Source organism: Pseudomonas sp. Y3 TE3536 (assembly GCF_053629175.1).
In genome coordinates this window covers 4,339,806-4,359,698 of sequence record NZ_JBRJHU010000001.1, presented here as the reverse complement: position 1 = coordinate 4,359,698, position 19,893 = coordinate 4,339,806, and the positions used below count along the sequence as shown (strand labels likewise).

The window sequence follows — 19,893 nt, the reverse complement described above, 5'->3', positions numbered from 1 at the left end:
CAACGCCGCCCCCTGTAGCGGCCCGATCGATCCAAGCAAAGGCCCGCGGTAGTAAGGCCGCTCCAGTTCCGCCACAATCGGCCACTCAGTTCAAGCTGGGACGCCCCACATGCTCACCACCCTCGCCATCGGCAACTACCGCTCGATCAACCACCTTGTGTTGCCATTAGGCCAACTCAACTTGGTGACCGGTGCCAACGGCAGCGGCAAATCCAACCTGTACAAAGCCCTGCGCCTGCTCGCCGAAACCGCCCAGGGCGGCGTGATCGAAGCGCTGGCTCGCGAAGGCGGGCTGGATTCGACCTGGTGGGCGGGGCCTGAGATGAGCGCACGCATGAAGCGCGGTGAAGTACCCATCCAAGGCCAGCACCCGAGCGACGCCAAACGCCTGCGGCTCGGCTTCGCCACCGAGGATTTCGGCTTTGCCATCTCACTCGGCCTGCCGATTCCCCTGCCCTATCCCAGCGCATTCATGCTCGACCCCGAGATCAAAACCGAAGCCATCTGGGCCGCCGGCGCGTACCGGCCATCGTCCTTGCTGGTTGAACGTAAAAACGCGATGGTTCGTGCCCGGGAGGGAAACAGTTGGACGGTACTCGATCAACATGCCGACAGCTGTGAGAGCTTTTTCAACATCGTTGGCCGGCCACGTCAGGCACCCGAGATCGGGGAGCTGCGGGCGTTCATCAACAGCTGGCGGTTCTACGATCACTTCCGTATCGACCGTGACGCGCCTTGCCGTCAACCACAGCTCGGGACTCGCTCGCCGGTTCTGCATCACGATGGGCGCAACCTTGCCTCGGCATTGCAGACCATCATCGAGATTGGTGAGGTTGAAGACCTGGTAGCGGCACTGGATGACGCGTTTCCCGGGAGTCGCCTGGCGATCGATGCGCCGCCTGGTGGGCTGTTCAGCGTACAGCTCCATCAGCACGGGCTTTTGCGCCCGCTGGGGGGTGCTGAATTGTCGGATGGGACCCTGCGTTATCTGCTGTTGATGGCAGCACTGTTGACGCCACGGCCGCCGTCTTTGATGGTGCTGAACGAGCCGGAAACCAGCTTGCATGCTGACCTGCTTCCTGCGCTAGCGCGGTTGATCATTCGCGCTTCGCGTCGTAGCCAAGTTTGGGTCGTATCCCACAGCGCCCCGTTGATCGAGGCGCTGTCGGCCTGTGACGGCTGCAATGTGCTGGAGCTGGAGAAAATCCAGGGGCAAACGCAGCTGCGCGGTGTTGGGCTGTTAGATGAGCCGCTGTGGCGCTGGGTGGATTGATCGCGACCTGAATGCTCTTTCGGGACTGTCAGATTCTTGGTGTGCAGGCCGGTAACGGCCTGCCGTCAGGTAGCCGTGGCTGTAAGCCTGGAATGCCCCTTCGCTGGGTCAATTTTTTGTAAATTTTCAGTAAATTATTTTTAACATTTTCTTTTAAACAATTCTCATTTGCGTTAGTGTCCTGCCCCGATTGCATTCTGCCCCTGGAATCCAACCGCTCGACAAGGACTGTTTCACGATGCCATGCCCACCTTTTTCCCGTGCCCTGCTCACCGTCGCGCTGCTCACCGCGACTGCCGTCCAGGCCGAGGAAGCCTATGAGCTTGAACCGCTCCCCGCCACCGAACTGGAAGCTTCGTTCGTCACCGCCACGGGCGGCGGCACTGATGTGCGCGACGCGCCGGCCAGTGTCAGCGTCATTACCCGGGAAGAGATCGAGCGACAGCCGGTCTACGACCTGAACACCCTGCTACGCCGCATACCCGGCGTCACCGGGGGCTACGGCCCGGTGGGCGAGCAGTCGAAAATCAAGCTGCGCGGCCTCGACGACAAATACACCTTGATCCTGGTGGACGGTAAACGCGTCGGCAGTTCCGCCGACACGAATTACCGCCGTGATCTGGGTCGCCAGGACATCAACTGGATCTCGCCGAACATGATTGAGCGAATCGAGATCGTGCGCGGGCCGATGTCATCGTTGTATGGGTCAGACGCCATGGGCGGCGTAATCAATATCATCACCCGTAAAGTGTCCCGTGAGTGGAGCGGCTCGCTCAACGTCAACACCACGATCCCGGAAGATTCCGACCGTGGTCAGACCAACCAGACCAGCATTAACCTTTCTGGCCCTGTCACCGACTCCCTGGGGCTGCGCCTGGGCGCCAACCTGACTCGGCGCGCTGCCGACGAAGCCGCGCCACGCCTCGATGCACTGGGTGACTTCGTTTACAACGACGGCGCCGGCGGTGCCAAAGACCACAGCGTCAACGCGTTGCTTAATTGGCAGATCAACGAAAACCATGAGTTGTCCTTCGAAGCGATCCAAGGCGTCGAGCGTTCGTGGTCGTCGAAGAAAACCTACGGCGACTGGGGTGACACGGTAGGTGAAGCCTTCGGTGCCGGACGCCTCACCCGTGATAGCTTCGTAGTCTCCCACCACGGCGACTGGGGCTTTGGCACCTCGCGTATCGACGCTTACCTGAACAAGTTCAACAACGACCTCAGCGAGGGCAAGGCTAACTCGGAAGAAAAAATCGTCGAGGGTAGCCTTAACATCCCGTTTGACCTGTTGGTAAACCAGCGCCTCACCGTTGGCGGCCAGTGGAAGCGTGAGCAACTGACCAACACCGACACGCTGGGCACCGTACCCGTTGATTACCAAGGGGCAGCGGTGGGCGGCGCGGACCTTGAGGGCGACTACTCTGCGCTGTTCGTCGAGGACGAGCTGTTTCTGCTCGATAACCTATCGCTGACGTTGGGGAACCGCTTCGACCACAGCGACGAATACGGCAACCATAACAGCCCACGTGCTTACCTGGTCTATCACCCTCACCCTGACTGGACGGTGCGCGGTGGCGTGTCTCGAGGTTTCCGTGCCCCCAGCCTGAAAGAAGGCAGTGCTGGCGCGGCGACCAACTCGGGCGGTCGCGGTTGTACATCGCTACGCCCGCTGGGTTACGTCACCGGCAGTTGCTGGATGGCCGGCAACCCGAACCTGCGCCCAGAAATCAGCACCAACAAGGAGATTGGTGTCTCCTTCGACCGCGACGGTTGGGAGGCCAGCCTCACTTACTTCCACACCGACTTCGAGGACAAAATCGAGTACGCGCCGCTGGGGTATTTCCAGGGCCGTTGGTGGACCATGCTTGAAAATGCTGAGGAAGCCCGCACCCGCGGCTGGGAAGGCAGCACCAAAGTGCCGTTGTGGGAAAATGCCAGCTGGCGCACCAACGCTACCTACATGCTCGAAAGCCGCAACCTGTCGACCGGTGAAGACCTGATCAGCTCGCCGAAACTGTCGTTGTTCAGCGCCATCGACTGGCAGATCACCGAACGGATCGGCACAGAATTGTCAGCTCAGCACGTGGGCAAGCAACGCGGCCTGGGCACCGACTTCGTCAAGTCGTACACCACGTACGATCTGACCGCCAACTGGTCAGCCACCCGCTGGCTGACCCTGAACGTCGGCGTGCAGAACCTGCTGGATGAAGACCCACGTGATGACTCGACCAGCTTTTACGTACCCGGTCGGGCGTACTTTGCCGGGGTAACTACCTACTTCTAATTGGCAGCGGACAACCCAGAATTCGCACTTTTACGCGAATTCTGGGTGACTTGTGTGAGGCGCCGTCGGCGCTCAAGCAGCAGCGACCCGTTCGCCATCACCGCTGACCTCGAACTGCCCCACCAGCTTCTGCAGCTTGCCGGCATCCACCTTTACCTTCTGCGCGCTGTTTTGCAGCACCACTGCGGTTTGGCGCATCTCGCTGGAGGAGTGGTTAACCTGCTCGATGGTCTTGCCGTACTCGATGCTGCGGCGGTTGAGCTGCTGGATGATGGCGAACATGCCCTCCACCGCCTGATGAAGTTGCACGTTCTCCGACGACGCATCCTCTGCCAGGCGCAAACTATCATCGACGTTCTGCACGCCCTCCTCCATAAAGCTCACCGCTTGCTGCGTTTCGTTCTGCAGGCCTTCAACCATGTGCCGGATATCGTCGGCCGCCCGTGCGGTGCGGGCCGCCAGGCTGCGCACTTCATCGGCCACCACCGCAAACCCACGGCCATGCTCGCCCGCCCGTGCCGCCTCAATGGCGGCATTCAGCGCCAGTAGGTTGGTCTGGTTGGTGATGTCGCTGATCAGCCCGGTGATATTGCCAATCTGCGCCATGCGGCTGTCGAGCAGCTGCACACTGGAGGCCGAGCGGGCCACCACATCGCGAATCGATTGGGTGCCAGCCTGCACAGCCAGGTACTGCTCGCGGGCGCGGCTGACCACCTCGTCCATGGCCTGCTTCATCTGTTCGGCGCTGACCGACGCCTGCTGCAGCTCACCGAGCTGCTCCTCCATGATGATCATCATCTGGTGCACCGCATCGGCCACCTCGACAGAGCTCACGCTCGCTTCCTGGCTGCGCCCGAGCATCATCTGGTTGGTGCTGCCAACCGTGCGGCTGGCCTTGACCACCTGCCCCACCACGGCATCCAGGCGGTCGATGAAACTGTTGATCCAGCGCGCCATGTCGCCACTCTCGTCATTGGCCAGGGCGCCCGTGTCCAGGCGCTGGCGCAGGTTGCCCTCACCCTCGGCGATGGTACGCAGCACACCGCTCATGCCGTTCAACCTGGCCGCCAGGCGCCTGGGCCCGAGCACGCCGAACAGCAGCGTAGCGACGAGCATGCTGAGGGCCTGGATGGCGTCGTTCACCCCCTGTGGCAATCCGGCGTAATGCTGCACCAGGTAATTACAGCCGAACAGCCCAACCATGCTCGCCACGTAGGGTTTCATTAACCGGTAGCTCAGCGAACGGCGGCGGTAGACCTCCTCCAAGTCTGCCTCGCACATCATGCCCCAGCGGTCGAGCGACCCTGGTAACTGGAAGGTCACGCCCTTGCCGACCACAGGCACATGGCGGTAGTCCGAATAACCCGGGTACGTCACGAACAGGTTGGCGCCACGCCGGATGGTTTCCCGCACGCCGGGGTGCAGCTCACGCGTCGCGGGGTCGGTGAAGCGCAACTCCAACTCGGTATGGCGCTGCACCTGCACAGTGCTCCAGGGCGTACGCACGCCGCTCTTGAGGTTTTCACCATGGGTAAACGTCCCGTCTTCGAAGCGCGAACGGGACAAGGCGGTGCCTGGCTGCACGGTCGGGTCGAAGCGTGACTGCACCATGAACAGGTAATTGTCGCCCGACTCGGCATAGATATGCCCGGCCTCGCGTTGGATCAGGTCGCCCAGCACATCATTGGGGGCCCGACCACACAGGCAGCCAAGGACTTTGCCCGCGTGCCTGATCGGCTGATAGAACATCAGCGTCACCTCATCGTGAAAACGCGACGAGGATGGGCCGATCTGCAAGGTCAACGGGTCGCTGTAAGGCCCGTGAAGAAACGGCGCTTTCAAACCATGGGCCAACGCCGCGTGCTGCTCGATCCGCGTGCTGCCACGCTTTGGCCAAGTGGATACCCTGACGTTGCCAGTGCAGTCGATCACACTCAGTTCGGAAAAGTCTTCGGCCTGTGCCAGCTTGTCGAGTAATGCCGAAGGCTGCACATGAGCGAAGTCTGCTGCCAGGTATTCCGCCAACTCTGCCAGGTGATCCCATTGTTCGCGCGCCCAGTTGTGCAGCAACTGCACCCGCGTTTGGGCAATGGCTTCGAACGTCTGCTCGATTTCTCCATAGTTCGAACGATTGAGGCGGCACGCCCACCCCATGCTGAACTTGCCGGCTTTGCCGAACCAGGGCAGCCAGCCCCGCTCGCTCGATGACAACTGCATGGAACTACTTGAAAGCGACATTAAGTTCACCATAAGCGACACAGATGCCAAAATGCCAGCAACTTCTACGCCAACTGTAATCCAAGCGTATTGAGGGGTAGTAGCTAGCACTGGACGCTTACTGATGGTGCATAAAGGCTGTTATTTCAGGCCACTTTGCACCCTGAAGGGGCGCGGGGAGAATGAAGCGATCGTTGTGGGAGCAACTGTCTTGTGGTGCTTGTGCCGGCCTCATCGCTGGCAAGCCAGCTCCCACAGGTGCGGCGCTAGCCTTTGAGGCTACACAGTTCGGGTGGGAGCGGCCTTGTGCCGCGATGGGCCGCAAAGCGGCCCCACTACAGGCGATGAATAACTTAAGTGAACAGCATTACGCACTAGGCGGGCTCTAACGACTATTGAGGTGTACGTTAGGAAGGTTGGAATCTCGTGTTGCAGGCATGGCACAGCCAGGTACGACGCCACTCTTCGTACTGATCATATTGCACAACGTTGTGCCGCCAGTGCCGCACAAATCCGATCACACCGATGGTGATGAACGTCACACCAATGAAGAACCTGGTCCAGTCCACTTCCCAGGACAATTTGAGCCCATCGTAAAGGATGATGCCGCCCACCACTGTAAGCACTATCGGGCCCCGCAGACGTTTAGCGCCTGGAGGTGCGACGCTAGCGCTCAGATTAGTCTGCTGGCGCCCGGTTGTTTCAACAGTTACACGCGGCCCGAATCCTGAGTGCGCCTCATGAGTGGCTTGGAAATGAGAGGTTCCGGCGGCATGAATGACAGAAAGAAGCTGTACGTTTTGACCCTGACAGTGTGGGCAGGTGATGGCATTTTGACTTACCACAAATTCAGTCCTTTGAGATGGCAGAGGCGCGAATTTTAAACTAATTCTGAATATTCTTGCACTCACATGGAGTTACGTTTCCCTGTGCGGTGAGCGCGATACATGTAGTTACGCCTAACCGCTGGAAAATCAGATTTAGCCCCTTTCTTGTAGGGCATTTCCCAAAGATACTCGCGACGCCTGTTTTTCGTTGCGCACGCAAAACGTGAGTCATAGTCTCGGCCTGTCGCTGCCAATCCAGCGACCGGTTTTGACAGGCCGTCGATTGTTGTCCGTGTGCATACGCTTATGGCGGCTGTACGTGCGGGCACCCTCGTGTGCGCCGAGTGCCAACAATCTCGGTCTGTCAACCCGCGTACAGCTGCCACCTTCTTGTTTGACAGCGAGGCGGGCTGCAGCTCAACCATTGTTGGAGCGTAAGCATGCTGAAGATAGTCCCCGATCCACCCCACAACTTCCACTCCCTGGAAGACACGCTAATGATGGCTGCAGACTACGCACTCTGTGCCGAAGCCGTCGCCCAGCAGGCGATGATGATGCAACCCAAGTCGCCCTCCTCCTTGTTGATCATGGCGTCAGTGCACGAACTCGAAGCCCTGCGCAGAATGCTTGAAGTGGCATTGGCACAGCTGCAAATGCCGACGGGTCCGACGAGCCAGCACTGAAGGGAGATCAAACCATGGCCACCGAAGAAACCAAATTCACTGTCGGTAAAACCACCTTCTACCAAGGTGAAAACCAGACCCACCCACTGTTCCGTATCGAACCCGGCATCCCCTGCCAAAGCGCCCGCGAACAAGCCTCGGAACTGATGGGCTATGCCCGCGACCTCTCAATCGACGGCCTGATGGAAGACAAACCCCAACTGCTCTGGGCCTCGCACTACCTCTGCGCCCTGGCCAAGGCCCTGCTCGACGATGCTGAACTTGGAATGATGGCCACCTCTTGATCACAACCCCCTCTAAAGGCCCGACGCCCCCTCTGTAGGAGCGGCCTTGCCGGGGCGCCGGACCGGTCGGAAAGGGCCGCATAGCGGCCCCAACGATCCAAGCGCAATCGCAGATGCCTGCCCCCAGAAAAAGCCACTAACGGCCGAGTATTGAAGGGCGGAAGACCAAAGGCTTTAGAACCATTCATCCAGTGCGCGCAGGCGATGAAGTGCATGTTTGTATTCGCAAAAGAGGGATTCACCAGAGCGAGCGGTTCCAGCCGCGTTCTCCGCGTAAATTCCGTCGCAGTCAGTTTTGACATACTGCTCCCACAGCGCCTGAGAGCCTTTGAGCATTGAAGGAACTTTCTCGTAGGATGCAAACCTATCTGGGTGCTCGGCCATATCCTGAGCGGTCACCATTTTTTCCTGATACTTCTTTTTGACTCCTTCATTCGCCGCCTGCACCATCGCTAACAGGCACAGATCACTATCTTGCGTCGTACGCGTGTTCGGCTTTCTTAAGCACTGTTGCCACTCGGTTTCAATCTTCGCAGCGAACTGACGCACTGCCTCATCTAGGGCCTCTTCCCTCCCAACATCAGCATGCACCATGCCGGCTGCCAACAAAGCCAGAAAACCTGCTTTAAAAATCCTTTTCATAGATCTCACTCCTTGAGGTGAAAATTCGCCGGCTGCATCGTGCCGGAGAAGCACGTTGCACACAATCTCCACTTTCAATGGCAATATCGGATGTACCGCACGCGCGATGGCCGCGAATCGGCCTATGACCGGGACTCGGTTGGCGAGTAGTGCCCGACCGCCCCGCTTGCAAAGGCCAGCTACAAGGCCGCGCTGATCAAGCGCAAAGCCACCTGCCCCTCCGGCGCGGCCCGCCAGCGCCTCAACGCTTATCGTGCAGCTCTGGAGGCCAAGCGCTGAAGAACCCTATGATTCCCGGCATCATTACGTAGATCCAGTGCTTGCCAGGGTATACGCAGATACCGACAGCCCAGATAGCTAACAACGCTCCGCCCGCTCGCCTCCTACGCTTAGGCGTGAACCACTCCTGAAACGCCTTATGTCTCTCCCGCAACCCCATTACCACTCTCCTTGTTTGGTAAGCGGCGAAGCTTACCACCACGAATTGCGGCGCTCCTCGCCAGCGCCATCCACGCTTACGAAAACGCCGCCTGATGAGGCGGCGCTGACTGACGATGATCGGACGTTACCAGGTCTTCGGCTCTGACTTCTTGTACGAGCCACCGGTCATGCACTTCTCGACCAAGTCTTCGCGAGCCTTGTTGTCCGGAAGCGTTTTCAGGTAATCGGGCTGGCAGTGTTCTGCAGTGGGCTCGTAGGCGGCAGTGTCGGCGGTGTCTTCTTTGCAGCCGGCCAAGCCAATAGCGAGTGCGGCAACGAAGAGCGGAGCAATGGCTAGTTTCATGGGGGTCCTTCCTGTGAAATGGCCGGGCGTTATAGCAAAGATCCACCCCTCCCGCAAAACGTGACTCATCTCTGGCCCAATCAGAATCGCGCCACCCCGGCGAGGGCGGCGCCTTCAGTCGAAATTTCCTTGCCGCAGATCACGACCAAAAATGGGGTTTAAGGGCTCAGGGTGAGGAAAAGCAGTTTCCCGCTCCGTTCGCCTTTCGTGCGAACAACCTGCAGGGTCACCAATTTGCCGTTGCTCAAGGCCTGAATGCCCTCGTTCTCGACGGTGTCAGCCTGAATCCCCATCGCTGATAGCTGTGAAACCAGGGCCTCAGGGGCAATGTATTCCGACTTGACGATCTTGCCGTGCCGGTCAAACAGATTCACGCCGAAATAGTGGTACGGGGTTGCCTTCATGCGCGACGCCCAATAGCCGCCCATGGTCATTGCATAGCCGTTATCTGTTACCGCGAAACCCTGGTGCTTGGGTAGATTGAGCTGCTCGGAGTTTCGGTAGCCGGAGTACTGCGGCGCAAAATTCACGTCCCGAACGTGTTTGAAGCTGCTGTCGAGCACCGAGTACTGACCGCGGCTCTGCCCGAGGGCATCTTCGGGAGTCTTGAACTTTTCGACATACCACTCGCCACCTTTGTGATAGAAACTTTGGGCAACGTTGCTTGCAACCGCCTCAAGCTTTTGCGTGGTGCCGAAACCGGATTGATCATCTACAAGACGATAGCGCGTGAGGGCGCTATCGGATCGCAGGAAGGCTACATCACCCCCCTCTTCCTGGGTCACCACAAGGCCCTCGGACACCGAGGCCTGAGGCTCGGGAATGATGTAGGTCGAGAGCAATTCACCAGAGCTCCACCGGTACTTCTCAATCACGGCGCGAGCAGGCCGGCCATTGGAGTACCGCAGAACGTACAGCAGGTCACGTTGCTCATCGATTTCAAAGCCTTGTGGGTACGTGAACCGAACACCAAGACGCTGAACCGTCTCCTGATAGCTTTGGGACTTGAAGTCCAGCGTTTTCAAGATTGAAAAGTTGGGCTCCGCATGGGTCGCCACCGACTCCTCGAACGCGCTCATGATTTGAGAACGGGCAGCGATTGCCGCAGCCGAGCCAGCCTGAGCATGGCTAAACGAGCTGACGAAGATTGTGCTGATGCAGATGAGTGACAATCTCGAAAGTGTCGCCATGTTCTGTTTCTCCTTCATGAGTATCAAAAAGCGCCGCATCACGCGCTGGAAACCTCAGCGATCCGTAACACGCCACTGTGCCACAACCCCTTGTTGCTACCGTAGCAACCTCTGGATTGCCTTCCGTTGGGCCGCCAGCGCGTTTTGCAGTTCAGACAACCTTTCCTATCGACGATAACGCCACCCCGGCGAGGGCGGCGCATGCGTGGAGAAAGCTTTGATTGAAGCCACCGAGAAGCAGCTCGGCTTGCTCTGACTCACCCTTGGCTTGTGCGCTGAATGCTCAGACCGACACAGCATCAGCCGCAACCACTTCCTCACAAGACCGGGCTACGAGGACTCGAGCAACCTTGATGTGCTGGTGGCGACCGGCCTGAACAAGCGGGCGGAGAAGGATGGCCAGAAGATCGCGGGGCATACGACTGACGGTATGACCAGGAACTACCAGAAGCTGGATAGTGGCGAATTCGCCGGATAGTTTTGCGCCCATTTTGCGCAGAGCCGCCCATAAAAAAATCCAGTCACCGCGAAGTGACTGGATTTTTTAGGGATTTTTGGTCGGGACGGAGTGATTCGAACACTCGACCCCTTGCACCCCATGCGTATTTTTCGTGGTTCTTTATGGATGCCAAAAGCCACCCTTGGCAGGCCAAAACCTAGTAAAATCGGGCACTACAGCCCCGACCGACTACCACTTCGATCCGCCAGAATCCACCGACAGCCGAGTCACTCGGTGGGGTAAAAGTGGGGTAAAATTCGAGGTAACCGGTTCAAGCTGGGGGTGACACATGGCCAAGCTGACTGCCAAAAAATTGGAAGCTTTCACGGCTGACGATCATGGTACCGTTCTCCGAGAGGACGGTGGACTGGTCGCAAAAGTCCGCGCTGGAGTGCGTGGGGTCACCATAATTTTTCGCTTCGAGTTCAAACACGAAGGCGTGAAACGCGATTTGAGCCTGGGCAGTTGGCCCAAAAAATCGCTAGCTCAGATCCGCGCCGAACGTGACGAAGTAAAGGCCGTTACCACCAAAGGCATTCTTCCCGCAGCTGCTCGCAAAGCCGCCAACATAGAAGCTCAAGCAGCCGTAGCCGCCACCATTGCTCTAGCCGAGCAGAGCATTGCCGAAAATAAGACCGTTTCTGAACTCTTCGAGGATTGGATACGCGACGGTGTGTCTCGCGAGGATGCCAACGCAGAGCTCCGTCGGAGCTTTACCAAAGATGTACTCCCCGTAATTGGGAAGAAGCCACTACGTAGTCTTACCGAGAAGGACCTGCTCACGGTCCTGCGCTCAGTGAAAGCCCGCGGGCTGAACCGCACTGTCGTGATTCGAAGTAACGATATTGGCCAGATGCTGCGCTGGGCCGAGAAACGCAAGCCATGGCGGTCTTTAATGGTCGACGGCAACCCCGCGGAGCTGATAGATGTTAAACAACTACTTGATCACGATTACCAAGAAGAGCGTAACCGCTTGCTCTCTCCGGACGAAATTCGCGAGTTGCGTGATATTTTCGCCCGTTTGGAGTTCGAGTACGAAGCTCTGGATGCTGGCGAGAAATACTCTGGCGTCCGCCCGGCCAACAGACGTGTGCAATGTGCCGTCTGGATTTGCCTTGGTACTCTCTGCCGCATCGGTGAACTGCTGAAAGCCGAATGGAAGCACCTAGATCTCGAAAAGGGGAGCTGGTTCATTCCGGCCGAGGCCACTAAGGGACACAAGGGGAAACGCCAAGATCATCACGTTTTCCTATCCTCTTTCGCTTCAGAGCAATTCAAGGTGTTGAAAGCACACACCGGGCATACACGGTTCTGCTTCCCCAGCAGAGACGAAAGTAGCCACGTCGATACCAAGACCATCAGCAAACTGATAGGCGACCGGCAGTGCAGCCTCAAAAATCGCAGCAAACCGTTGTCTGGCCGTCATCACGATGACTCGCTGGTGCTAAGTCAAGGAACAAAAGGCGAATGGACACCGCACGATTTACGTCGCACTGGAGCGACTCTGATGCAGGAACTGGGTGTTAACCTGGACATCATCGACCGCTGCCAAAACCATCAACTCGGAGGTTCAAAAGTCCGTAGGCATTATCTACATTATGATTATGCGAAAGAGAAGAGCGCAGCATGGCGCGCCTTAGGGGAGCACCTTACAGATATTCTTTCAAGCTCAAACAAATGATCAGTGGAGCGGGAACTGAGACTCATCTGGTTTCCGCCCCATTGAAATCAATGGGTTTAAATCTATTCCTGAAACAGGAGCAGCCTTAATTCTGGACTCACTCTTTCAAGATGGCAACGCCCCACGCCACCTAATCGTCCATATATAAGAAGCTGTTGCAGCCTACATGGTCGGCTGGTCTGCTCTCTACATCCGCGAATAGAGAGCTCCCGCCCTATCCATCGCTTAACTTAAACGCCCGCTTTGCATTACCTGCCAGAAACAAGCTGAATACTTCCTCGCTCAGGTCGAGTGAGGCAACACCCGCGAGGCAGTCGGCGGGGGTCAACATTGGATAGTTCGTGCCGAACAATACCTTGCCCCGCCCGGCCCCACGCAGGTAGTTGACCAATTCTTCAGGGTAACGGCTGGCTTTGTAGGCTGAAGTATCCACGTAGACGTTAGGGTACTTCATCATCAGCGAGATCATTTCGGATACCCATGGAAAGCCGATGTGCCCACCGACGATGCGCAATTCTGGGAACTCATGCGCAACGTAGTCCAGATACGGAATAGGCCGCCCTGGCTCCGAAGGCATCATGGGCCCAGCATGCCCAACCTGCACGCAAAGGGTGACATCCAGTTCTATGCATTCCGCATAGAGCGGGTAGAACCGGCGGTCGTCGGGCGGCAGCCCCCAGAGCCAAGGCAGGATGCGCAAGCCCTTGAACCCGTGGTTTCGCACGTACTGCCTCAATACCCTGACTGCAGCCATCGGCTGGCGTACATCAACCGAGGCGATACCGAACACCTGCTCAGGCCGACGTTGCACCGCCAGGGCCACACGCTCGTTGGAAATCAGCTCACCGCGTGGCCCCACCCAGGCGCTGGCAAATACCTTGGACACCCCTTGTTCGCTGAACCCCTGCAGCACTTCATCACAGTCAAGGTCACGGTCTTGCTCGGCCAACCCTTGCCAGGCGGTCGGCCAACGCCTGAGCGAGTCGAATAACGGGTCTCGCAAGAACGACCTGGAAGGAATCTGCATCCAGGCATCGATAATTTCAGTCATCTACTTGCCTCGTTGACACCCGCGACGCCACCCTGGCACCGCGGGCCGAACCCGGTCCCTCAGGCACCCATGATTTCCTTGCGACGCAGGTCCTGCGCGCGACGGTTGCCTGCATCGCTCATGCCTGCCGGGAGTTCGCTATCGAGCAGCGTGGTCCGTTGTTCAATCTGTTGGATGACCGCGTCTTGCAGGGCTTTCTTGGACATCGCGTAGGCAACGTTGCAATCCGGGGTAATGCAACGGGCATAGGCAATTGCACGCGATAACAGTTCGGACTCCTCGACCACTTCATGGAAGAACCCGAGCTTTTCCGCTTCTTCCAGGGAGTACAGTTCACCCTTCAGGGTGGTCAACGCCCCCACTTGGGTGCCCAACGCATATTTGATGATCTCGACGTAGGCGGCCGGCATCGGGATACCAATCGGCACTTCGTTAAGGCCGAACTTGGCCGGCTTGCGCGCAGCAATTCTGAAATCACAATCCAGTGCAGTGATGAGCCCGCCAGCAATGGCATGACCGTTGATTGCCGCAACGGTCGGCCGCGGGTACTGGAAGATCCGCAGATTGGTTGCACGGTACTCGGCGTACCACTGGCGAATGCGTTCCTGGTCAAGGCTGCCAAACACATCGAAGCTGTATTTGAAGTCGATACCGGCCGAGAATACGTTGCCCTCTCCGGTGAGGACCACCGGCAATTCACTGAACTCTTCCTCCAGTCGGTCGAACGCATCGTGTAGGTCCTTGAAGAAGGTCGCGTTCTGCACGTTGACTTTGTTGCTGTTCATGCGCACGACCGCACAACCGTCGATCACGTCAATTTGCCAAGCCATGTGACTACTCCTGTTCTCGCCTGCCGACTCTGCGGCAATCACTGTCAGTTGGAAGGTGGATCAGCACGCAATGAGGTTGATTTCTTCGCTCATCATCTCGCGCATCTTGAATTTTTGTACTTTCCCCGACAGGGTCATGGGGTAGCACTCTACGAAGCGGATGTACCGAGGGATCTTGTAGCGGGCGATATTGCCCTCGCAGAACTGCCTCACGTCTTCCTCGCGTAGGCTCGCGCCCGCTCGGGCGATGATCCAGACACACAATTCCTCGCCGTAGACCCGATCCGGCACGCCAATCACCTGAGCGTCCTGGATGGCCGGATGGCGGTAGAGGAATTCCTCGATTTCCCGCGGAGAGATGTTTTCGCCCCCGCGGATGACCATGTCCTTGATCCGCCCGGTGATGCTCACATAACCCTCTGGGTCCATCGTTGCCAGGTCGCCACTGTGGATCCAGCCTTCGGCGTCGATCGTTTCAGCAGTTTTCTGCGGTTCGTCCCAGTAACACTGCATCAACGAGTAACCGCGCACGCACAGCTCGCCCACCACCCCCAGCGGGACGATGTTGCCGGTCAGCGGATCGATGATCTTGGACTCAAGATGCGGATGAACCCGACCAATCGTCGACACGCGTTTCTCGAGAGGCGTATCAGTCGTGCTTTGATAACTCGCCGGGCTGGTCTCGGTCATGCCGTAGGCGATGGTCACCTCGCGCATGTGCATCTCGCGCTCCACCCGCTTCATCACCTCGATCGGGCAGGCGGTGCCGGCCATGATGCCGGTCCGCAGCGTGGTCAGGTCGAACTCGTGGAAGCGCGGATGGTCCAGCTCTGTGATGAACATCGTCGGCACGCCGTGCAAGGCGGTGCAACGTTCGTCCTGAACCGCTTGCAGCACCGCGACCGGGTCGAAAGAATCATTCGGGTAGACGATGGTGGCGCCATGCGAAAGCGCGGCCAGGTTACCCACCACCATGCCAAAACAATGGAACAGCGGCACAGGGATGCACAGACGGTCCTGTGCGCTCAGCTTGATCGCCATGCCCAGGAAGAACCCATTGTTGAGCACCCCGCGATGGGTCAGTGCGGCGCCCTTGGGCAAGCCGGTGGTGCCACTGGTGAACTGGATGTTCATCACATCGTTGGCAGAAAGCGACTCACCAATGGCCTTCAATGCTGGATCGCAAGCGCTGCCGCCGGCCAGCAGGTCAACGAATCTGAGGCACCCGGGCACCTCCTCGAGGCTGAGCTGGATCACTGCTTTCAGGTTGGGTAGCCGCTCGGCTCGCAGCGCGCCGGGCGTCGACTGATCGAGCTCGGGCACCACTGTCCTGAGCAACTCCAGGTAGTCGGTGGTCTTGAAGCGAGTCATGCTGATCAAAGCCTTGCAACCCGACTTGTGCAAGGCGTACTCCAGCTCGGTCGAGCGGTACGCGGGGTTGAGATTGACCAGCACTACACCGATCTTGGCGGCAGCGATCTGGATCATCAACCACTCGACGCTGTTGTTGAGGCACAGGCCGAGTCGTTCATGCGGCTGCAGCCCGAGCGCGAGCAAGGCACTGGCCAGCGCATCGCACTGGCCCTGCAGTTGCCGGTAACTCAATCGCACCCCTTGATGGCAGGATACAACCGCTTCATTGTCGGGATACTGCGACGCAATGTGGTCGAACCACGCGCCCACGGTAGATTCGATCAATGGGGTGTCAGTGGCACCCCGTGCGTAACTAGCGTTGTCGGTATTCATTATTATTGTCTCAACCTTGGTTCACAGTTTTGGCATCGCAGGGTCACCACGAAGCCGAGCGTTGTTGCCTGCGCTCGTCCGTCAACATTGACTCCAAGTATCGATAACAGCGTGTGATCGACCCCTTCACTCTACGAGCTTGTCTCAGGTGGGGATATTGGCAATTTTGACGATAACTGTGCTGCTTTCGCCAATCCCCCACACGCCGCAGTGCCCAGGGGCATCAGACGCCGGTCAGAGTCGCGGCGTGTTACCAGAGCGGCAGGCTATAAGTGATAAACAGCCGGTTCTCATCCAGGTCACCGAGAAAGTTGCTTCGCGTTGTCGCGTTACGCCACTTGATTGCAACATTCTTCAAGGGGCCGCTCTGAATGACGTAGCCAATATCTGTGTTGCGCTCCCAGGTCTTGCCATCGTCCAGGCCTGGGCCGCGGTCAACGTTGTCACCCGAGAGGTAGCGCGTCATCAGGGTCAACCCGGGGATCCCCAAGGCGACGAAATCGTAGTCATAGCGAACCTGCCACGACTGTTCGTCCTTGTTGCCGAAGTCGTTGATCTGCACCTGATTGAGCAAGGCGTTATCCGCACCGTTGACGAAGGCAAAGCCGGTATCACCCGTCAGGTACTGGTAGCCGGCGCTGAACGCATGGGCACCGGTTCGGTAGGTGAACAGCGCACCAATCGCATCGTTGTCGACATTGCTGCCGCCATCGTCGACTGAACGCGCGAAGCGGATATCCGACTTGAAGCTCTGTCCTGGGCCCAGCGGCAACTGGTGCACCAGGTTGACCAGGTGCTGCTGGTAGATCCCGTCCAGCGCGGCGAAGTAATAGCTGCCCGAAAGCTCAGGCGACCATTGATACTTGCCACCGGCGAACAGGAAATCATCGCTGGTGGTAGTCCTGCCGAGAACGATGTTGCGCTTGCCAGCGTTATAGACGCTGAGTTTTTCATTGTCTGACGAGTCACGTTGGTTCACCCGGTCGAGCTTGGCAGCATCCAGGGTCAGGTTGTCCACATCGTTGCTGGTCAACCAGGCGCCGCGGTAGGTCTGCGGCAGCAGGCGAGAATCATTGCGCATCAAGGGCGGCAAGATCGGCTGCAGGGTGCCCACTTTCAAGGTGCTCTTGGCCAGCCGCGCCTTCGCCGTCACGGCCAGTTCGCCGTATTCATCCTGCGCACGACGCGGCGCCTCCTTGTCGCTCTTGAGCAAGCCCGTGCCGACCCGATCCGGGCTGGAGTCAAGCTTGAGCCCGAGCAGGCCGGTGGCATCCAGGCCAAACCCTAGCGCCCCCGGCGTGAAGCCGGATTCGAAGCGAAACTGGAAACCCTGGCCCCACTCCTCCGCTTTCGCCTGGGTCGCGTTGCTTTGGCGAAAGTCACGGTTCATGTAGAAGTTTCGTAAATCCAGGCTGCCCTTGCTATCGTCAAGGAGCGCTGCCTGGGCGCCCGCAGCCAAGCCCAGCACGGGTGTCAGGCAGAGTAGATGAACAGACACTTTCGCGATATTCGGCATTCGCAGTCTTCCTATTATTATTGTTGTCGCGGTTATTGTTGTTTTTCGACGGACTTGCACACGCTTGCGCCGCCCGCTTTGCCGAGCAGGTGGCACACTACCGAGTCATTCAATGTTCACTACAACCACGTGACGCTTGCGCGGTGCCTACTTGGCGGTCATCCGCAGCGCGCCGTCGAGCCGGATGACTTCACCGTTGAGCATCGGGTTCTCGACAATCGACTGGACCAATTGTGAAAACTCGCAGCCGCGCCCCAGTCTGGGTGGGAAAGGTACAGTCTTGCCCAACGAGTCCTGAACGTCCTTCGGCAGGCCGAGCAGCATGGGCGTTTCGAAGATGCCCGGAGCGATGCTCATGACCCTGATGCCGAAGCGTGCCAACTCGCGGGCAATCGGCAGGGTCATGCCAACCACACCGGCTTTGGATGCGGCATAAGCCGCTTGGCCGATCTGGCCATCGAACGCCGCCACCGATGCGGTCGTCACCACCACGCCTCGCTCACCTTCAGCGTTGGGGGCATTGAGGTTGATGACTTCGACAGCCAGGCGAATGGCGTTGAAGGTCCCGACCAGGTTGATCATCACCCCGCGGGTAAAGCTGTCTAGGGCGTGCGGTCCCGCTTTGCCAAGGACTTTTTCGCCGGGGGCAATGCCGGCACAGCAGATCAGCCCATGCAGTGCACCAAAGCGGACCACCGCCAGGTCTACGGCCGCCCGCATTGAGCCTTCATCCACTACATCGGTGCGGATAAACGCCGCTTGGGGCCCCAATTGGTCTGCCAACGCTTCACCGCTGGCGGCGTTGAGGTCCGCCAGGACCACGCTTGCACCAGCCTTCACCAAGTGCCGGGCAGTGGCTGCGCCAAGGCCCGAGGCACCACCGGTGATGAGAAACACAGAACCTTCAATCTTCATCAAGAACCTCCAACAGTGTTAATGCGTTGCGGTGAAGTTGGCTGACCGTCGCTGGCAGAATGCGTTGACGCCCTCAGCGAAATCGTCGGTCGCAGACAGCGCGACGAACTGGGCCTTTTCGGCCTCCAGGGTGCCCGCCAGGTCAGTTTGCAAGCCGTCTCGCAGCAGGCGCTTGACGCCTGCCTGGGCGCCGGCAGCGCCGCTCGCCAAGCGTTTGGCAAGCTCCAGCCCCGCAGCTGGAAGACCTGCCGGCGGCACGACCTGTACCACCAAGCCAAACGCGTACGCCTGGTGCGCATCCAGCTTGGTGTGCAACAGGGCCATGGCCAGTGCCCGGTGCAGGCCGAGGTGACGCGTGAGATGAAAGCTTGCGCCGCCGTCAGGGGTCGCGCCGATCGCGCCATACGCCAACAGTAATTGCGCGTCTTCGGCGGCAATCAGGATGTCGCATGCAAGCGCCAGCGACAGGCCGAAGCCGGCGACCGAGCCGTTGACCAGGCCGAGTACCGGGCAAGGCAGCTCAGTCAGGCCGATAACCGCTTCATTGACTGCGTCGATCAGTAACTCGAGTTCCGCGGCACAGGCCGCCTTCGACTCGTCAAGCAAGGTCTGGAAGTGACGAACATCGCCTCCCACCATGAAATGCTCACTGGTGCTGCGCAGCACCACGACGCGGGGCGGCCGAGCGACCAGACTACGCACACAGTCGCGCAGTGCCACCCCCATGGACAGGTCGAAGCTGTTTCGTGTGGCGGGGCGGTCCAGGTTGATAAAGGCGATACCCTGCTGGTATTCCACGTGAATACCGGCATCCTGCGCCGCGTTGACAAGCCGATTGTTCATGGCATCTCCTTGCGAACTGTTGGCGTCTCTCTGCCCAGGCGCTCAGCGAGCAGCTCAAGCCGATCACCGCCCCAGAACAGCTCGCCGCGATAAATGAAGGTGGGGGCGCCGAATACGCCCAGACGCTCGGCCCGCGCCAGGCTGGCACTCAGTGCAGCCTCCGCGTGCTCGGCGCGATACGCCTGCCACGCCGCAGGCACGAGGCCGACCTGTTCCATCAGTGCCTCGATCGCCTGAGGGCTTTCGAGGTCGAAGTCCTGATTCCAGAAACGCTCGAGCAGCGGCAGGCAAAATTCCCACAGGGTGTTCTGCGTCTTGGCAAACAGCATGGCCTGGCTGGCCAGTTCGGCGGCCCAGAGTTTTTGCGTTGCACGGATCGTGCGCCCTTGGCGGTAGGCCAAGCGGCGACAATCCATGTACAGGTACTTGAGCTTGGCCACTTCACGCGACGGCCGTTGTTCAACTTCCCCGCCATAGGCCGAGCGGAAGTCGGTGATGTATGGCCACCAGTCGATACCCACGCCGCTGCGCCTGGCCAGCGCACGCGCAGGCTCGATGGCCAGGTAGGAATACGGACTGCGCAAGTCGATAAACGCGTCTATGACAACGCCATCAGCAAGGCTCATGG

The 19,893-nt window shown here is 58.8% G+C and carries 16 protein-coding genes and 1 tRNA gene; 5 read left to right on the top strand and 12 right to left on the bottom strand.

The features are described from left to right. Positions 1 to 109 precede the first annotated feature (109 nt). Both AB7M33_RS19815 and AB7M33_RS19810 read left to right on the top strand, forming a co-directional pair. Positions 110 to 1,273 carry an AAA family ATPase gene (locus AB7M33_RS19815; protein WP_186679892.1) on the top strand — a complete coding sequence of 388 codons (1,164 nt, stop codon included), beginning with the start codon at positions 110 to 112 and terminating at the stop codon, positions 1,271 to 1,273. Positions 1,274 to 1,511: 238 nt separating this feature from the next. Continuing rightward, complete coding sequence (locus tag AB7M33_RS19810) at positions 1,512 to 3,557, top strand: TonB-dependent receptor domain-containing protein (RefSeq protein WP_454243391.1); 2,046 nt, start codon at positions 1,512 to 1,514, stop codon at positions 3,555 to 3,557. A gap of 72 nt (positions 3,558 to 3,629) precedes the next feature. Here the strand turns inward: AB7M33_RS19810 and AB7M33_RS19805 are convergent, their stop codons facing one another. Further along, entirely contained in the window at positions 3,630 to 4,280 is a 651-nt protein-coding gene (locus AB7M33_RS19805; protein ID WP_371925411.1) for a methyl-accepting chemotaxis protein, read from the bottom strand. Positions 4,281 to 7,041: 2,761 nt separating this feature from the next. Between AB7M33_RS19805 and AB7M33_RS19800 the strand changes: the two genes are divergently transcribed. Further along, complete coding sequence (locus tag AB7M33_RS19800; protein ID WP_027596158.1) at positions 7,042 to 7,284, top strand: hypothetical protein; 243 nt, start codon at positions 7,042 to 7,044, stop codon at positions 7,282 to 7,284. 14 nt (positions 7,285 to 7,298) lie between these two features. Next, positions 7,299 to 7,568, top strand: a complete 270-nt coding sequence (locus AB7M33_RS19795; RefSeq protein WP_027596157.1) for a DUF3077 domain-containing protein — start codon at positions 7,299 to 7,301, stop codon at positions 7,566 to 7,568. Positions 7,569 to 7,742: 174 nt separating this feature from the next. Here AB7M33_RS19795 and AB7M33_RS19790 read toward each other — a convergent pair whose 3' ends face one another. The 4 genes from AB7M33_RS19790 to AB7M33_RS19775 all read right to left on the bottom strand — a co-directional run bounded on the left by AB7M33_RS19790 (position 7,743) and on the right by AB7M33_RS19775 (position 10,867). Next, on the bottom strand, positions 7,743 to 8,210 hold the full coding sequence (locus AB7M33_RS19790; RefSeq protein WP_454243390.1) for a lysozyme inhibitor LprI family protein: 468 nt from the start codon (positions 8,208 to 8,210) through the stop codon (positions 7,743 to 7,745). Between the two features lie 565 nt (positions 8,211 to 8,775). Then, entirely contained in the window at positions 8,776 to 8,994 is a 219-nt protein-coding gene (gene trbK / locus AB7M33_RS19785; RefSeq protein ID WP_099428889.1) for an entry exclusion lipoprotein TrbK, read from the bottom strand. A gap of 158 nt (positions 8,995 to 9,152) precedes the next feature. Next, positions 9,153 to 10,184: a hypothetical protein gene (locus AB7M33_RS19780; protein WP_454243389.1), complete on the bottom strand. Its 1,032-nt coding sequence runs from the start codon at positions 10,182 to 10,184 to the stop codon at positions 9,153 to 9,155. A gap of 555 nt (positions 10,185 to 10,739) precedes the next feature. After that, positions 10,740 to 10,867: transfer RNA gene (locus tag AB7M33_RS19775), tRNA-OTHER, on the bottom strand. Between the two features lie 105 nt (positions 10,868 to 10,972). On the opposite strand from AB7M33_RS19775, the gene AB7M33_RS19770 reads away from it, so the two are divergent. After that, positions 10,973 to 12,364, top strand: a complete 1,392-nt coding sequence (locus AB7M33_RS19770; protein ID WP_454243388.1) for a tyrosine-type recombinase/integrase — start codon at positions 10,973 to 10,975, stop codon at positions 12,362 to 12,364. 214 nt (positions 12,365 to 12,578) lie between these two features. Here the strand turns inward: AB7M33_RS19770 and AB7M33_RS19765 are convergent, their stop codons facing one another. The 7 genes from AB7M33_RS19765 to AB7M33_RS19735 form a co-directional block, all read right to left on the bottom strand. Then, positions 12,579 to 13,415, bottom strand: coding sequence for an amidohydrolase family protein (locus AB7M33_RS19765; RefSeq protein WP_138736235.1), 837 nt, complete (start codon positions 13,413 to 13,415; stop codon positions 12,579 to 12,581). Positions 13,416 to 13,474: 59 nt separating this feature from the next. After that, positions 13,475 to 14,245: an enoyl-CoA hydratase/isomerase family protein gene (locus tag AB7M33_RS19760; protein ID WP_454243387.1), complete on the bottom strand. Its 771-nt coding sequence runs from the start codon at positions 14,243 to 14,245 to the stop codon at positions 13,475 to 13,477. 60 nt (positions 14,246 to 14,305) lie between these two features. After that, positions 14,306 to 15,991, bottom strand: a complete 1,686-nt coding sequence (locus AB7M33_RS19755) for an AMP-binding protein (RefSeq protein WP_454243386.1) — start codon at positions 15,989 to 15,991, stop codon at positions 14,306 to 14,308. 250 nt (positions 15,992 to 16,241) lie between these two features. After that, the gene (locus AB7M33_RS19750; RefSeq protein ID WP_454243385.1) at positions 16,242 to 17,507 is read right to left on the bottom strand and encodes an OprD family porin; all 1,266 of its coding nucleotides are present in this window, start codon (positions 17,505 to 17,507) and stop codon (positions 16,242 to 16,244) included. A 147-nt stretch (positions 17,508 to 17,654) separates the two neighbouring features. After that, entirely contained in the window at positions 17,655 to 18,422 is a 768-nt protein-coding gene (locus AB7M33_RS19745; RefSeq protein ID WP_454243384.1) for an SDR family NAD(P)-dependent oxidoreductase, read from the bottom strand. Positions 18,423 to 18,440: 18 nt separating this feature from the next. Further along, positions 18,441 to 19,265 (bottom strand): enoyl-CoA hydratase/isomerase family protein, encoded by an 825-nt coding sequence (locus tag AB7M33_RS19740; protein ID WP_454243383.1) that lies wholly within the window; start codon positions 19,263 to 19,265, stop codon positions 18,441 to 18,443. Beyond that, a complete protein-coding gene (locus AB7M33_RS19735) occupies positions 19,262 to 19,891 on the bottom strand; it encodes a DsbA family protein (RefSeq protein WP_454243382.1) in 630 nt (209 codons plus the stop codon). The genes AB7M33_RS19740 and AB7M33_RS19735 overlap by 4 nt, the downstream gene beginning before the upstream one ends. Positions 19,892 to 19,893 lie beyond the last annotated feature (2 nt).

Coding starts and splice junctions, on each gene's coding strand:
- AB7M33_RS19765 (WP_138736235.1), bottom strand. CDS start 13,415: ATGACTGAAATTATCGATGCCTGGATGCAGATTCCTTCCAGGTCGTTC.
- AB7M33_RS19815 (WP_186679892.1), top strand. CDS start 110: ATGCTCACCACCCTCGCCATCGGCAACTACCGCTCGATCAACCACCTT.
- AB7M33_RS19760 (WP_454243387.1), bottom strand. CDS start 14,245: ATGGCTTGGCAAATTGACGTGATCGACGGTTGTGCGGTCGTGCGCATG.
- AB7M33_RS19750 (WP_454243385.1), bottom strand. CDS start 17,507: ATGCCGAATATCGCGAAAGTGTCTGTTCATCTACTCTGCCTGACACCC.
- AB7M33_RS19805 (WP_371925411.1), bottom strand. CDS start 4,280: ATGGACGAGGTGGTCAGCCGCGCCCGCGAGCAGTACCTGGCTGTGCAG.
- AB7M33_RS19735 (WP_454243382.1), bottom strand. CDS start 19,891: ATGAGCCTTGCTGATGGCGTTGTCATAGACGCGTTTATCGACTTGCGC.
- trbK (WP_099428889.1), bottom strand. CDS start 8,994: ATGAAACTAGCCATTGCTCCGCTCTTCGTTGCCGCACTCGCTATTGGC.
- AB7M33_RS19810 (WP_454243391.1), top strand. CDS start 1,512: ATGCCATGCCCACCTTTTTCCCGTGCCCTGCTCACCGTCGCGCTGCTC.
- AB7M33_RS19755 (WP_454243386.1), bottom strand. CDS start 15,991: ATGAATACCGACAACGCTAGTTACGCACGGGGTGCCACTGACACCCCA.
- AB7M33_RS19795 (WP_027596157.1), top strand. CDS start 7,299: ATGGCCACCGAAGAAACCAAATTCACTGTCGGTAAAACCACCTTCTAC.
- AB7M33_RS19745 (WP_454243384.1), bottom strand. CDS start 18,422: ATGAAGATTGAAGGTTCTGTGTTTCTCATCACCGGTGGTGCCTCGGGC.
- AB7M33_RS19770 (WP_454243388.1), top strand. CDS start 10,973: ATGGCCAAGCTGACTGCCAAAAAATTGGAAGCTTTCACGGCTGACGAT.
- AB7M33_RS19800 (WP_027596158.1), top strand. CDS start 7,042: ATGCTGAAGATAGTCCCCGATCCACCCCACAACTTCCACTCCCTGGAA.
- AB7M33_RS19780 (WP_454243389.1), bottom strand. CDS start 10,184: ATGGCGACACTTTCGAGATTGTCACTCATCTGCATCAGCACAATCTTC.
- AB7M33_RS19740 (WP_454243383.1), bottom strand. CDS start 19,265: ATGAACAATCGGCTTGTCAACGCGGCGCAGGATGCCGGTATTCACGTG.
- AB7M33_RS19790 (WP_454243390.1), bottom strand. CDS start 8,210: ATGAAAAGGATTTTTAAAGCAGGTTTTCTGGCTTTGTTGGCAGCCGGC.